Raw genomic sequence first — 13472 nt, 5'->3', positions numbered from 1 at the left:
GGATCCGCGGGTGCGGATGTTCAGGGCGACGCCCTCACCTCAGGAGTCGGCCGGGCCGGGCACTGAGTTCCACGGAGTCGCGGGGGAGTGCGGCCGTTCCGCTCGCTGACCGCGGCGCCGCTAACGGAATCCGACCCGCCGTGCTGGTCATCGCAGATAACCAGCCGCCCGGTCACTTTTCTGAGCGGAGCCGGGAACTCCCCCCAGATCCCTCACGACTCCTCAGACGGGGCTGCTGTCGGGCAGTCCCGTCAGGACGATGAGGGGTGGAAGGGTGACACACCACGGTCCCGGTGCGGAACAGCCCGGTCACATACCCGTCGGCGAGGACCGCTGGCCGCTGGTCGCCGTGGCGGGAGTGCTGGCGTTCGTGGCGATGCTCGACATGAACATCGTCAACGTGGCCCTGGCGGACATCGCCGCGGGTCTTCATGTGTCCACCGCGACCGCCCAGTGGGCCCAGCTTGGCTACCAACTTCCCGTCGTGGCCCTGCTGTTGCCCGTCGGCCGGTGGCTCGACGGTGTGGGGCTGCGCTCCGCCGTGCTGACCGCGACCTGCGGATTCGGCCTGTGCAGCGCCCTGGCCGCCGCCGCACCCTGGGCGGCCTGGCTGATCGCCGCCCGCCTCGCGCAGGGTGCGTTCGCGGCGGTGCTGTTCGTGCTGATGCCGGTCCTCGCGGTCCGTTCCGTACGTCCGGAGAAGCGTGGGCGGGCGATGAGCGTGCCCGCCACCCTGGGCCCGCTGGGCGCGGTGACCGGACCGGCCGTGGGCGGGCTGCTGTTGGACCACTTCGGCTGGCACGCGGTCTTCCTGGTCAAGATCCCCTTCTGCGTGCTCGCCCTGGTCGTGGCCTGGAAGGTCATGCCGCGGGACGGCGGGCTGCGCCGGCCCGACCGGCGGTCGGTGGCGGACGCACTGCTGGTGGCCTCGGGTGTCGCGGTTCTGCTGCTGGCGTTGACCCTGGCATCGGGCCGCCCGGCGTGGCTGGTGCTCGCGCTCGCGGCGGTGCCGACGCTCTGGTGGTGGCTGCGCGGCCCGGGTGGCCGGCCGGTGGCCGGTGTACTGCGGGCCACGGGGCTGTTCCGGGCCCACGGCGCGGTGCTGTCCCTCGCGGCCGGATTCGCCGCCATGCACTACGTGGTCGCTCTTCACCTGCAGCGCGACAACGGTGTCAGCGCCACCACGACCGGGCTGACCGTCCTCGCCTTCCCCCTCGGCATGGGCCTGGCCGGGCAGGTCGGCGGACGCCTCGCCGACAGGTACGGTCCCCGGCCGGTCGCGGTCACCGGTGCCGCCGTCACCGCCACCGGCCTGCTTCTGCTGGTCCCGCTGGGCCACGGCTGGTCACCGCTGGACGTGGCCTGGCGGCTCGCGCTGGCGGGCGTGGGCATGGGCCTGAACGGTGGCCCCACCCAGGCCCTGGTCATGGGTGCCGCGCCACGGGACCGGACCGCGACCGTCGGGTCCACGATGCAGCTCGCCCGCACGCTCGGCTTCACTCTCGGGCCCGCCCTGGCCACCGCCGTCTGGGGGCTGGCCGGACCCGACCAGGGCGTGCGGGCGGGGCTCGCGCTGGCCGCCACCGCCGCCTGTCTCGCCGTGCCCCTGATCACCCTGCCCGGCAGGAGACCCGCACCCGTCCCCGAGAAGACGACCGACGCGGCGCCCGCCGCCCGTAACTGACCCTGGAGGCACGCGTATGTGCGGAATCACCGGCTGGGCGTCCTTTCACCGCGACGCCCGCACCCAGGCGCCGGTCATCGAGGCCATGACCGACACCCTCACCCCGCGCGGCCCGGACGCGGGCGGCGTCTGGCTCGGCGAGCACGCAGCGATCGGCCACCGCCGCCTGGCCGTCATCGACCTGGCCGGCGGCGTGCAGCCGATGACCGACCGGCCCGACCAGCCGAACCTCGTTCTCAGCTACAGCGGCGAGGTCTACAACCACCACGAACTGCGGGCCGAACTCCGCGGCCGGGGCCACGACTTCCGCACCCGCAGCGACACCGAGGTGGTACTGCGCGCCTACGCCGAGTGGGGCGAGGAACTCGCCGAGCACCTGGAGGGCATGTTCGCGTTCGCCGTCTGGGACGAGCGTGCTCAGCGGCTGCTGCTGGTACGCGACCGCCTCGGCGTCAAACCGCTGTTCTGGGCCGCCGTCGACGGCGGCCTGGCCTTCGCCTCCGAGCCCAAGGCCCTGTTCGCCCACCCGGAGATACGGCCCCGGGTGGACGCCGACGGGCTGCGGGAGGCGTACAGCCTGCTCTTCAACACCGGGCCGACGGTGTGGTCGGGCGTCCGGGAGGTGGAGCCCGGCGGCCTGCTCGTCCTGGACCGGGACGGCATCCGCGAGCGCCGCTACTGGCAGCTGGAGGCCGACGTCCACGACGACGACCGGGACACGGCGATCGAGCGGATCCGTGCGCGGGTCGGCACGGCCGCCCGCAGCCAACTGGAGGCGGACGTCCCGGTGTGCAGCCTGCTGTCCGGAGGCATCGACTCCACCGTCCTGACCGCACTGCTCGCCGACGAACTCCGGCTGCGCGAAGGCCCGGACGCCCGCATCCGCTCCTACGCCGTCGACTACAGCGACCAGGCCGAGCAGTTCACCGGCGACGTGCTGCGCACCGGTCACGACACGCCGTACGCCACCGAAGCCGGCGCCTTCACCGGCACCGACCACAGCACCGTCGTCCTCGACCCGCACGCCCTGCTCGACCCCGAGCACCGCAAGGCGGTCGTCGTGGCGCGGGACTCGCCGATCGGCGTCGGCGACATGGACACCTCGCTGTACCTGCTGTTCGGCGAGATCCGCACACACTCCACCGTGGCCCTGTCCGGCGAGGCGGCGGACGAGGTCTTCGGCGGCTACCCCTGGTTCCACCATCCGAAGGCACTGGCCGCGGACACCTTCCCGTGGCTGCTCGTCAACGGTGACGACGCCGCGATGCCGCTCAACCCGGAACTCGACCTGCGCATGGCGGAGTTCCGTGCCGACACGTATCGCAGCGCGCTGGCGGCCGTACCGCACCCGGACGGCGAAACCCCCGTCGAGCACCGGCAACGCGAGATGCAGCACCTGTCCCTGACCCGCTGGCTGCGCCAACTCCTCCACCGCAAGGACCGGTTGAGCATGGCCCGGGGCCTGGAGGTCCGCGTCCCCTACTGCGACCACCGCCTCGTCGAGTACGCCTTCGCCACGCCCTGGGCGCACAAGAGCTTCGACGGCCGGGAGAAGAGCCTGCTGCGCGCCGCCGGCACCGGACTCGCGCCCGACTCCGTACTGCACCGGCCCAAGAACCACTACCCGGCCACCCACCACCCCGACTACAACCGCGGCCTCCAGGACCTCGCCCGCGACGCCCTGTCCAGCGAGCAGGTCCGTGCCCTGGCCGACGAGTCCCGCCTCAAGCCCGCTCTCGACATCCCGCCCGACCTGCTGGTGTGGGGCCATCGCCTCCGCCTCGAACGCGTCGTCGACCTGGCCCTGTGGCTGGACCACTACCGGCCCGAACTCGCCCTCTGAGGAGCCCTCGCATGACCATCCAAGAGCCACCCCTGCCGGCCGCGGAGCCGAAGCCCCGGCCCGAGCCGCTGCCCGACCCGGTCCCGCTGTCGGGCTGCCCCTACAAGAGCAACCCCTACCCCCTCTACGAGCGGATGCGCGAGGCCGGCCCCGTCCACCGCGTGCTCTTCCCCAGCGGCGTACACGCCTGGCTCGTCACCGGCTACGACGCAGCCCACGCCGCCCTCAACGACGACCGCCTGGGCAAGAACCACGACCGCGGCAACGACCGCTGGCGCGCCCGCGCCTCGATCATGCCCGAACCCCAGCACTCCCAGCTCCAGGTGCACCTCCTCCACCAGGACCCGCCCAAGCACACCCGCATGCGGCGCTTCGTCACCGATGCCTTCACCCCCCGCCGCATCGAGAGTCTGCGCCCCCGCTTCGAGGAACTCGCCGACGCCCTCATCGACGCACTCCCCGAAACCGGCCCCGCCGACCTCGTCACCGGCTTCGCCGCCCACTTCCCCTTCCAGGTCCTCGCCGAGGTCATAGGCCTCCCGCAGGATCTGGCCGCCCGCTTCGACCGGGACTGGGGCAAGGTCGTCCAGCCCGTCGGCCCCACCGACCCCGGACGCCCGCTCTACGAGGCCCGGCTGCACGGCCTGCAGAGCTACATAGCCGAGGTCGTCGCCCACAAGCGCGAACACTGGGACGACGACCTCCTCAGCCGCCTCGTCGTGGCCCGCGACCGACGCGAACTGTCCCAGGAAGAGCTGGACTCCATGATCTTCCAGCTCCTCGTCGCCGGCCAGGAACCGGTCACCAACCAGATCACCACCGCACTGATCGCCCTCTTCCGCCACCCCGGCCAGCTCGCCCGCCTGCGCGACGAACCCGCCCTGCTGCCCCGCGCAGTCGAGGAACTCCTCCGCTACGACAGCGCCTTCGAGCTGACCACCTGGCGCTTCCTCGACCAGGACGACGACCTGCACGGCACCGAAGTCCCGGCCGGTGACTCCGTGATCGTCTCCCTGTGCGCAGCCAACCGCGACCCGCGCCGCTTCCCCGACCCCGACACCCTCGACCTCGACCGCACCCCCAACCCCCACCTCGCCTTCGGCCACGGCATCCACTTCTGCCCCGGCGCCGCCCTCGCCCGTACCGAACTCCAGATCGCCCTCGGCACCCTGCTCACCCGGCTCCCCGGCCTCCACCTCGCCATCAGGGACGAGGACATCGAGTGGATCCCGGCCGTCCTCGGCCGCGGCACCAACCACCTGCCCGTCGGCTACGACCGACGCCGCTGAGACACCTCTGACACGCCTCGGACACGCCTGTGATGCCGGCTTCCGGCTGAGCGGGTCCGGCCACACAGCCCGACCCGGAGCCGGACCCGGCTGATCCACCACCCCATCCGCCTGACGGCGCCTGGCCGCCCCCACGCCACGGCGCCATGCCGTCATGCCCGCACGCTTCCCGGAGGAACGACATGCCGCCGACAACCACGCCGGACGCTCTCCCCACGAGAATCAGCACCGCGATCCTGAACCTGCTCCTGCCGCACCACCGCACGACCGACCAGGCCCCCGCCTCCGCCGAGAGGTTTCCCCACCAACTGCGCCAGATCGCCGACTTCGTACGCGACGACGCGCCCGTCACCTTCACCCTGCCCGGCTTCCCCTGCAAGTCCCCCAACCGAGCCAAAGTCCTCGGCCACCTCCCCGACCAGGGAGAAAGCCTCTCCCTCGGCTTCCTCAACGCCCTGTGCACCGAGATCGGGCGGATCCACCCGCCCGGCGCCCGCATGGTCATCTGCTCCGACGGCCACGCCTTCGGCGACCTCATACGCGTCCCCGACAAGCACATCGACGCCTACGCCGACGAACTCCGCACCCTCATAGGTCGATTCGGCCTGACGCGACTGTCCGTATTCGACCTGCGCGACGTGTTCGGCGACCTCCCGCACGACACCAAACGCGCCCACCTCCACAAGAGCTACGCCCCCACCCTGGACGCCCTGCGCGCCGAGGTCCGTGCCGACGACAACACCCTCGCCCTCTACCGGGGCATCACCCGCTTCCTCGTCGAGGACACCGCCGACTGGACTGGCACCCGCTCCGCCCTCCAACGCGAGTGCCGGCAGCGCGCGTACGGCGTCATCCAGCGCAGCCGCGCCTGGGGCGACCTGATCGCCGACCACCACCCCCGCTCCGTACGCCTGTCCATCCACCCCCAGCCCGTCGGCGCCCTCAAGTTCGGCATCCGCCTGCTGGACGCGCCCGATGCCTGGACCACCCCCTGGCACTCGACGGCCTTGCGCCGCGCCGACGGCACCTGGACTCTCATGCCCCGGGCCAAGGCCGCTGAGCGGGGCCGCCTGATCGAGTGCGACGGCCGGCCCAGCCACTTCGACCAGGGCTGACGGGACTGACCGGACCGGCTGAACCATGACGCGGTATGCCGTCCTGGAGCCCGGTCGCGGGCGGCGGCGTCCAGTGATCGTCCGCAGACGGGATCGGCGAGTGGGCCTCAACGATCAAGCTGACGTTGATCGTTTGGACATGCCGCGGTCGGTATTCGGCCACCCCCTGTCCGAAAGCCTCTGGGTCCCTTGTCATGATGTCGGCGCCATGCCTGTCACCACTGCTGTGCGATATGTCCGGGCCGCGGTGTTCGCCGCGGTCTGCGTCGTGCTGTCCGCGGCAGGGCATGCCGTGATGTCCGGTCCGGCGATACCGGGGTGGGCGCTGGTGGCAGCCACGGTGACGGTGTTCGGGTGCGCTGCGCTGGCTGCCGGCCGTGAGCGGTCCCTGCCGGTCATCGCCGGCGGTGTACTCGCCTGCCAGGGCGGTCTGCACCTGTTCTTCTCTCGGGCGCAGGGGATCGCGGTACCTGCTCATGCCCCGGGCAAGGCCGCGGCCTGGGCGGATCTGCTGCTGTGCGGTCACTCGGGCCCGGCAGGTTCGACGCCCCTTCCTGTCGGGTCGATGCGGCAGGTCGTGCGGGCTGCGGGCATGGACTGGAACAGCCCGCCCGTGCACCAGCCCGCCGGGGGTATGACTCGCGGTGGTTCCAGGGCCGACGCCGTGCACTCCATGGCGGGCATGCACCCCATGCCCGCCATGCAGCATGCCGGCGTCGGCATGCTGGCGGCGCACCTCCTGGCGGGGCTGGTGTGCGGCTGGTGGCTGCACCGCGGTGAGCGTGCGCTGTTCGCACTGCTCGCGGCTCTGGCCGCCGCTGCCGACCGGTCGCTGCACCGGCTGCTGCATCTGCTCCTCGTAGGCGTAACGGTGCCCGTTGCGCACGTCGGGCCCCGGCGGGTCCGTCGTCGGGCCACGGCTGAGCAGCCGCACCTGGCGGTGGTCCGGCACACGGTCATTCGCCGCGGCCCTCCGTTGTCCTTCTCGTACTGATCACCGCGTGGTGTGCGGGCTCCGTAGGCCGGGGCCTGTGCTTCGCCGTGCTCTGCGCGGCGGACACGCGGCATCCCGGACGGCGTCCCGGTACGCCCGTCCGCTGACCGGCGGCCGTAGTCGTATCTGTATCCGTGCTCGCGGCCGTCCGGATTCCCGCTGCGATCACCCGTGGTCGGCGCTGCCCGGCCGCCGGGTACGACGAAAGACGACGTGCGACGACGCACGCCCCGAGCGTGCCCGGGGACAGGCCGGACCACGCCGGGATCTCCGTGCTGGTCATCCTTCCCCTGGACCGGTCGATGATCCGCCGGATCGCCCCGCTGCGCCGCCTCTTCGGCTCAGCGACAGGCCGTGAGTCGAGCAACAAGCCGTGAGAGGAGGCGAGACGAAGGTTTTGCGAATGTGGACAAGGGGCCGGTACGCACTCCGGCCTGAAGGAGAGAATCCAGCCGTCATGCATGCATCCCCGGCGCTGCGGATCCTGCGCGCCGCGGTGTTCGCCGCGGTGTGCCTGACGCTGTCCGCCGCCGGCCACCAGCTCGCGGTGGGCTCGGCGCCACCGGCGTGGGTGGACGGGGCCGGGTTCCTCGCCGTCCTCGTTCCGGGCTATCTGCTGGGCGCCCGGGAGCGGTCGCTGCCGGGGATCGGCGGCGCCATGCTCACCACCCAGGGCGGGCTGCACCTGGCCTTCGACGCCGCCCAGGCCCCGGCACGGCGCCTGACTGCGGCCGGCATGCCGATGGGCATGCAGCCGATGGGCATGCACGCGACGCGGATGATGGCGCACCCCCACTCGATGAGTGCCCACGCCGTCGTGGCACACACGGCGGCGGCCCTGCTCGCGTCCTGGTGGCTGCGGCGAGGCGAAGCAGCGCTGTGGTCCCTGCTGCGCAGGGCCGTCGCGCTGGTGCCGGGGCTGCTGGCCTGGTGGGGCGCCCGCACGGGCCAACTGCCCACTCTCGCCCACGCGGTCGCCCCCGGCGGGCGGACGGCCGGGCACCGGCCCCTACGCCAAGTACTGCTGCGCCACGCGGTTTTGCGTCGCGGCCCACCGCTTCCGGACCCGTACCGAGTTCTGTCCGGGTGAGCCGTTCAGCCGTTCAGCCGTTCAGCCGTTCCCGGCAACGGCCTGCTCACCCACACCTCCCGCATTCCTCCCGGCGGCCGATCACCGCGCCAGCCGATTACCAGTACGGAGTCCCCCGTGTCCCCGAAGCACACCACCCTCCGGCGCGCTCTGCGCCGTACCACCCTCGTCACCACCCTCACCGCGGCCGGGCTGCTCACCGCCGCGGGCTCGGCCTTCGCACACGTGACGGTCCACCCCGGCAGCTACCCGAAGGGCGCCACCGACGGCACCCTCACCTTCCGGGTCCCCAACGAGGAGGACAACGCCGACACCACGCAGGTCCAGGTCTTCCTGCCCACGGACCACCCCATCCCCTCGGTGCTCGTCACCCCTGAGCCCGGCTGGACCGCGGAGGTGAAGACCACCAAGCTGAAGAACCCGATCAAGACGGACGACGGCACCATCAACGAAGCCGTCTCGCAGATCACCTGGACCAAGGGCAAGATCGAGCCCGGCCAGTACCAGGACTTCAGCGTCGCCTTCGGCCAACTCCCCGACGACACCGACCAACTGGCCTTGAAGACGCTCCAGACCTACTCCGACGGCAAGGTCGTGCGCTGGATCGAGGAGCCGAAGGCCGGTCAGGCGGAGCCGGAGAACCCGGCACCGGTGCTGCACCTCACCAAGGCCGCAGACGAAGCCGCCCCCTCCGCCTCCGCTTCCGCGGCTCCCAAGGCTTCCGCTGCCGCCGCCGGCGACTCCACCACCCGGGCCCTGGGCATCGCGGGCCTGATCGCGGGCGTCCTGGGTATCGGAACGGCCGCCGTCGCCCTCTACCGCAGCCGCCCGGCCCGCCCGTAACACCCGTAACGCCCGTAGCCAATCGGGATACCGGGCAGCAGACCCTGGTGGGGCGGACGGAGCGCCACCGCCCCACCAGGGTCTCCGGTACAGGCAACTCAGGCTCGGACGACGACGAAACCTCAGGCAGGCGGCGGCATTGATCGGTCAGCTCAGGTCAGTTGGGCAACCCGACCGTCGCCGCCCCGGTAATCGCCGCCGTGGCGGTCTGGTCCTGGCGGACGGTCAAGCAGCGCCACGGTCACCGAGATGTACCGTGCTCTCACCCTCCCGAGCGGGCGGCGCGGCTGGCACGATGGCCGACATGACTGCCGGGTCGGTTTCACGCGCTGTGCGCGCCGCGATCTTCGCGGTGGTGTGCGTGACGACCGCGGCTCTGGGGCACGCGTTGATGTCCGCGCGGCCCTTGCCCTGGTCGACTCTGGTTGCCGCGCTCGGCATTACGGGCTGGGCGGCCTGGTGGCTGACAGGGCGGGAGCGCGGCGTACTCGTCGTCACCGGTTCCACCGTGGTTGCTCAGCTCGGTCTGCACTCCCTGTTCAGCCTGGCGCAGGCGTGCCGGGCCGGTACGACCGCCGAGATCGTGTCCGAAAGGCTGTGGAGCGTAAGGGCGTTGGGCGGTGCGTCGGGCGGCGGCCCGGCGCCTGAGTCGCAGGCGCCGGCGGCCCGGATGCTGCACCAGGCCGGCCTCGGCCCGGGGGCCACCCACGCGTCCCCACCGACGCCGATGGACGGCATGCCCGGGATGAGCGGTACGGCGGGCATGGACGGCATGCCCTCCACCTCTGCCGCGCATGTGGACTATATGGGCCATCTGGCCACCACCATGCACGGCGATATGAGCACGAGTCAGATGCAGTCGATGCACTCCGGCCACGGGGCGCTCGGCATGTTCCTCGCCCACGCGCTGGCCGCGCTGGTATGCGGGCTGTGGATGTGGCGCGGCGAGGCGGCGGCTTTCCGGCTCGCCCGCAGCATGGCCGCGGTGTTGTTCGCGCCCTTGCTGCACGTCCTGACGACGCTGGGGTGGATCGGCCGGAAGCCGCCCGCGCGCCCGGTGGCCGCCGCGGGGCACGTCGTGCGCCTACGCGGGGTGCTCCTGCAATACGCCGTCTCCCGCCGGGGCCCGCCCGGGCACGCCATCCGCTGCTGACCGCTCGTCCTGGAACTTTCCCGGCACCGGCCGGGATTCTGCAATGCCGTCATCGACGCCGTTGATGCGAATGTCGCCGATGACGCAATGCTGTCGATGCCGTCCGGGATCCCCCACTCCCCTTTTCCACAAGGCGCATTGAATCGGTGGCGGGCGGAGTGCCGGCGTGTCCGCGCGGCCGCCTTCCCCATCCGTGAGCACTGTTGCCCGACACGCCGGCCTTGGCCCTGCGGCACTCCGGCCTGCCCGCGGACGCACGCCCGTCGGCCGTCGTCCCTTGACGTCGACATCGACCCAAGTGCGGGTGCTCGGAGTGCCGCTCAGCGACGGGCCGTGCCATACCTCGACACGGCCCGCACCCTCGAAGGACATGTGGCGATGATTCCTGCCCTCATGGGTCCGACCCGTGGCAATCGGACCGCAGTCGACAATGAGCAACTGACCAGCTTGGCGCTGGCCGCGCGGGACGGCGACCCGGTCGCCGTCGAGCGCTTCGTCCGCGCCTCCCACCGCGATGTGTGGAGGTTCGTGGCGCGCCTGAGCGGCGACACGCACAGCGCCGACGACCTCGCCCAGGAGACGTTCCTGCGCGCCCTCACCGGCCTGCCGCGATTCGCCGGACGCTCCGGCGCCCGCACCTGGCTGCTGTCGATCGCCCGCCGTGTGGTGATCGACCGCTACCGGTCCGCCGCCGCCCGCCCGCGCATCGCCGACGTCGAGGACTGGCAGGCGGTCGCGGAATCCCGGCAGCCCAGCGGACTGCCGGGCTTCGACGACGGACTGGCGCTGACCGAGCTGGTCGACGCGCTGGACGGCGAGCGGCGTGAGGCATTCGTGCTCACACAGCTGGTCGGGATGCCGTACGCGGACGCCGCGGCGGTCGTGGGCTGTCCGATCGGCACGGTGCGCTCGCGGGTGGCCCGCGCCCGCGCCGACCTCACCGGCTGGCTGAGAGCTGCCGAGACCTGCGGTGGAGTCCCCCAGGCAGTCGCGGCGTGAGCGGCTCCGGTTCCGAGTGATCACGGGGTTGCCGGTACGCCGCCCCATAGGGCGGAGAGCACCCGTCCGGGCCGGCGTACCGGCAACCCCGAGGAGGCACTGCCGTCGCCGGGCGGGCGCAGCCATGCCCTGTCCGGAACTGACGGAGAGGGCGGGCCCGTCAGGGGCCGGGCGGCGCTCTTCCGGCTGTCGGGTGTGGTGTCCACATGGGATGCATCGCAGAACTGTTGACACGCTCGTGATCAATACACCTGGCGGGTGTTCTGCATCAGCCGGGAGCCGAACCAGGCGTCCTTGTCGCGTACGCCGGGCAGGGCGAAGAAGTAGCCGCCGCCTCGCGGAGTGACGAACCGGGTCAGCGGTTCGTGCCGCAGCCGCCGCTGAAGCGCGCCGGGTCCAGCCGGTCGTCGGGGAACGACGGCATGCGCTTGAGATGCCGCGGCTTGTGCCCGGCCAGTCCGAAGCGGTCGTCGAAGAGCGACGCCCCGACGCCGAGTGTGACGGTCAGTGAGTCTGGTGTGGGCGGCTCGGCAGCGAGAGTGCGACGCCGGTGTCACGGCGGGACTCATGGCGCGCGTGATGGCGTGAGGTGGACGTTCTGGACGGCCGTGCAGGTCACCCGCCGACGGCCGTGAGTGCGACGGCGGTGTGCGCTTGCCCGGATCTATCAAAAAAATACGGAAATACACCGTCTAGATCCCGTTTGCGTGGGTGGCTGGTACTACGCTGGCGGCCGTGACCCCTGGGCCTGGTTTCCGCCTCGCACGTGCTGCGGTCTTCGCGGCGGTGTGTGTGGTGGCGTCGGCTCTGGGGCACGCGCTGATGTCCGGTCAGACCGTGTCCGTGTGGGCGGTGGCGTACGCGTTCGCCGCGACCACGGTGGGCGCGTGGTGGCTCACCGGACGGGAGCGCGGCGCACTGGTGGTCACCGGCTCCGCCGTGGCTGCGCAGTCCGTGCTGCACACGGTGTTCAGCCTGTCGCAGTCGCCGACGGCATCCGCGATGTCTGTACCGATGGCCGCGCACGACGGCATGGGTGGCATGGACGGGATGTCCGGCTCCGTGGGCATGGCGGCCACCGGACACTCCTGGTCCCTCGGTATGGGGCTCGCGCATGGCCTGGCCGCGCTGATCTGCGGGTTGTGGCTGTGGTGCGGTGAGGCGGCGGCGTTCCGCCTGGGCCGGTCGTTGGCCGCCTGTGTCTTCGCGCCGCTGCGGCGTGCTCGGCGGTCCTTCGCCTACGTCGGCCCGGCCTCCCCCGTACGTCCCGGGGCCGTCTACGGTCCCGTTCGGCGGCTGTGCGCGTGGCCGCTGCGATACGCCGTCCTCCGCAGGGGTCCTCCGGTACTTCCGGTCTGCTGCTGACCCCTCGTCCCCGCACGCGGGTCGACGGGCGGATCGCCGACGTGCGCGGATGTCCGCGCGCCGGCTCAATGCCAGCTGACAGCTGGGGCAGCACCAGGACCACTGCCGGATCGAACCATCATCGCGGTTTCGATCGGCAAGTCTGGGTTGGCGGCGGTAGCCGAAGGCCCAGAACCTTCAGGCCGGGAACATTCGCCGGTTGTGCGCCATGGCGACTCCTTTGGGGGACTCGCATGGCGAAACCGTCTGTGAAGATCTTGGAAGGCGAATCGCTAGATGCCGAAATCGAGAAGAAGTACGCCGTCACTCACCTTCGCTCTGCGCCAGCTCAACCGTCATGGACTTCTTGCTCTGCGCTTGTCCCTCGGGACCGTCTACGTATGGTTCGGGGCCCTCAAGGCAGCTGACTGCACCCCCGTGGGCAAGCTCGTTCGCGATGCCGTGCCGTTCACCACCCCGACCTGGTTCGTGTCTGCGGTGGGCATCCTGGAAATCGTCGTAGGTCTCTGGTTCCTGTCCGGACGCCGCCTCAAGTGGCTGCTTCCCCTGTTCGCCGCCCACATGTTCAGCACCTTCAGCGTTCTGGTCTTTCTCCCCGGAATCGCCTTCCTGCACGCCAACCCATGGCAGCTGACCTTGACTGGCGAATTCGTCGTCAAGAACCTCGTCCTGCTCAGCGCCGGGCTCTTCCTGTGCAGCCACCCGGACACATCCCGGGGACCCGAGCATGAGATGAGGGCAGCCGTGCGAGCTCTCAGGGTGTGAACTACGAGCTACTCCGCACATCCTTGTCCCATCCTGCTTCACCGGCGCCTGCCGCCAACACCTCCCTCCACTGCCCGCCGGTCTCGAACCGCCAGATCACGCCCTCGAACTGTTGCCGCAACCGCTTGGGGTACAGGCCGTACTCGCCGATCGGCAGGTGCGGTCCCATGAACTCCCGAGCCTCGTCCGTCAGTTGGCTGCCAGCCACAGCGGCAGTGGTCGTTGGGTTCAGCGGCGCGTACTGCGTCGGCTTGGCCCGGGCGTGCCCTGGGTGGCGGCCATTCGAGGCTGCGGCGGAGCGAGATGCGGCTGCGCTCCTCGGCTGCTGCGGG

At 71.4% G+C, this 13472-nt stretch carries 13 protein-coding genes and 1 pseudogene; 12 read left to right on the top strand and 2 right to left on the bottom strand.

Annotation, left to right across the window (positions count from 1 at the left end; translation table 11 throughout):
* Positions 1 to 274 precede the first annotated feature (274 nt).
* The 10 genes from GR130_RS37855 (at position 275) to GR130_RS37810 (ending at position 11010) form a co-directional block, all read left to right on the top strand.
* A complete protein-coding gene (locus tag GR130_RS37855) occupies positions 275 to 1684 on the top strand; it encodes an MFS transporter (protein ID WP_201305114.1) in 1410 nt (469 codons plus the stop codon).
* Between the two features lie 16 nt (positions 1685 to 1700).
* A complete protein-coding gene (gene asnB / locus GR130_RS37850; RefSeq protein ID WP_159508996.1) occupies positions 1701 to 3527 on the top strand; it encodes an asparagine synthase (glutamine-hydrolyzing) in 1827 nt (608 codons plus the stop codon).
* Positions 3528 to 3538: 11 nt separating this feature from the next.
* Positions 3539 to 4816, top strand: a complete 1278-nt coding sequence (locus GR130_RS37845; RefSeq protein WP_159508995.1) for a cytochrome P450 family protein — start codon at positions 3539 to 3541, stop codon at positions 4814 to 4816.
* 182 nt (positions 4817 to 4998) lie between these two features.
* Complete coding sequence (locus GR130_RS37840; RefSeq protein WP_159508993.1) at positions 4999 to 5931, top strand: L-tyrosine/L-tryptophan isonitrile synthase family protein; 933 nt, start codon at positions 4999 to 5001, stop codon at positions 5929 to 5931.
* Between the two features lie 208 nt (positions 5932 to 6139).
* Positions 6140 to 6925, top strand: coding sequence for a hypothetical protein (locus GR130_RS37835; RefSeq protein WP_159508991.1), 786 nt, complete (start codon positions 6140 to 6142; stop codon positions 6923 to 6925).
* Between the two features lie 236 nt (positions 6926 to 7161).
* Entirely contained in the window at positions 7162 to 7302 is a 141-nt protein-coding gene (locus GR130_RS37830) for a hypothetical protein (protein WP_159508989.1), read from the top strand.
* A gap of 80 nt (positions 7303 to 7382) precedes the next feature.
* Positions 7383 to 8015, top strand: coding sequence for a hypothetical protein (locus tag GR130_RS37825; protein ID WP_159508987.1), 633 nt, complete (start codon positions 7383 to 7385; stop codon positions 8013 to 8015).
* Positions 8016 to 8132: 117 nt separating this feature from the next.
* Positions 8133 to 8858 (top strand): YcnI family copper-binding membrane protein, encoded by a 726-nt coding sequence (locus tag GR130_RS37820; RefSeq protein ID WP_159508985.1) that lies wholly within the window; start codon positions 8133 to 8135, stop codon positions 8856 to 8858.
* A 304-nt stretch (positions 8859 to 9162) separates the two neighbouring features.
* Positions 9163 to 10011, top strand: coding sequence for a PE-PGRS family protein (locus GR130_RS37815; protein ID WP_159508983.1), 849 nt, complete (start codon positions 9163 to 9165; stop codon positions 10009 to 10011).
* Between the two features lie 378 nt (positions 10012 to 10389).
* Positions 10390 to 11010 (top strand): sigma-70 family RNA polymerase sigma factor, encoded by a 621-nt coding sequence (locus tag GR130_RS37810; RefSeq protein ID WP_159510487.1) that lies wholly within the window; start codon positions 10390 to 10392, stop codon positions 11008 to 11010.
* A 376-nt stretch (positions 11011 to 11386) separates the two neighbouring features.
* Here GR130_RS37810 and GR130_RS37805 read toward each other — a convergent pair.
* Positions 11387 to 11545: pseudogene (locus GR130_RS37805) on the bottom strand (Dyp-type peroxidase domain-containing protein); the annotation flags it as partial.
* A gap of 200 nt (positions 11546 to 11745) precedes the next feature.
* On the opposite strand from GR130_RS37805, the gene GR130_RS37800 reads away from it, so the two are divergent.
* Positions 11746 to 12375, top strand: a complete 630-nt coding sequence (locus tag GR130_RS37800) for a hypothetical protein (protein WP_159508982.1) — start codon at positions 11746 to 11748, stop codon at positions 12373 to 12375.
* Positions 12376 to 12792: 417 nt separating this feature from the next.
* On the top strand, positions 12793 to 13140 hold the full coding sequence (locus tag GR130_RS37795) for a hypothetical protein (protein WP_236573846.1): 348 nt from the start codon (positions 12793 to 12795) through the stop codon (positions 13138 to 13140).
* Between the two features lies 1 nt (position 13141).
* On the opposite strand, the gene GR130_RS37790 is transcribed toward GR130_RS37795, so the two are convergent.
* Complete coding sequence (locus GR130_RS37790; protein ID WP_159508978.1) at positions 13142 to 13348, bottom strand: hypothetical protein; 207 nt, start codon at positions 13346 to 13348, stop codon at positions 13142 to 13144.
* Positions 13349 to 13472 lie beyond the last annotated feature (124 nt).

It is taken from the genome of Streptomyces sp. GS7 (assembly GCF_009834125.1).
Classification (GTDB): Bacteria; Actinomycetota; Actinomycetes; order Streptomycetales; family Streptomycetaceae; genus Streptomyces.
The sequence above is the reverse complement of the archived record's forward strand: the minus strand, read 5'-3'. Positions and strand labels throughout refer to the sequence as shown.

Excerpts from the sequence above, each read along its gene's own strand:
- GR130_RS37815 (WP_159508983.1), top strand. The coding sequence starts at position 9,163 with ATGACTGCCGGGTCGGTTTCACGCGCTGTGCGCGCCGCGATCTTCGCG.
- GR130_RS37835 (WP_159508991.1), top strand. The coding sequence starts at position 6,140 with ATGCCTGTCACCACTGCTGTGCGATATGTCCGGGCCGCGGTGTTCGCC.
- GR130_RS37810 (WP_159510487.1), top strand. The coding sequence starts at position 10,390 with ATGATTCCTGCCCTCATGGGTCCGACCCGTGGCAATCGGACCGCAGTC.
- asnB (WP_159508996.1), top strand. The coding sequence starts at position 1,701 with ATGTGCGGAATCACCGGCTGGGCGTCCTTTCACCGCGACGCCCGCACC.
- GR130_RS37845 (WP_159508995.1), top strand. The coding sequence starts at position 3,539 with ATGACCATCCAAGAGCCACCCCTGCCGGCCGCGGAGCCGAAGCCCCGG.
- GR130_RS37840 (WP_159508993.1), top strand. The coding sequence starts at position 4,999 with ATGCCGCCGACAACCACGCCGGACGCTCTCCCCACGAGAATCAGCACC.
- GR130_RS37825 (WP_159508987.1), top strand. The coding sequence starts at position 7,383 with ATGCATGCATCCCCGGCGCTGCGGATCCTGCGCGCCGCGGTGTTCGCC.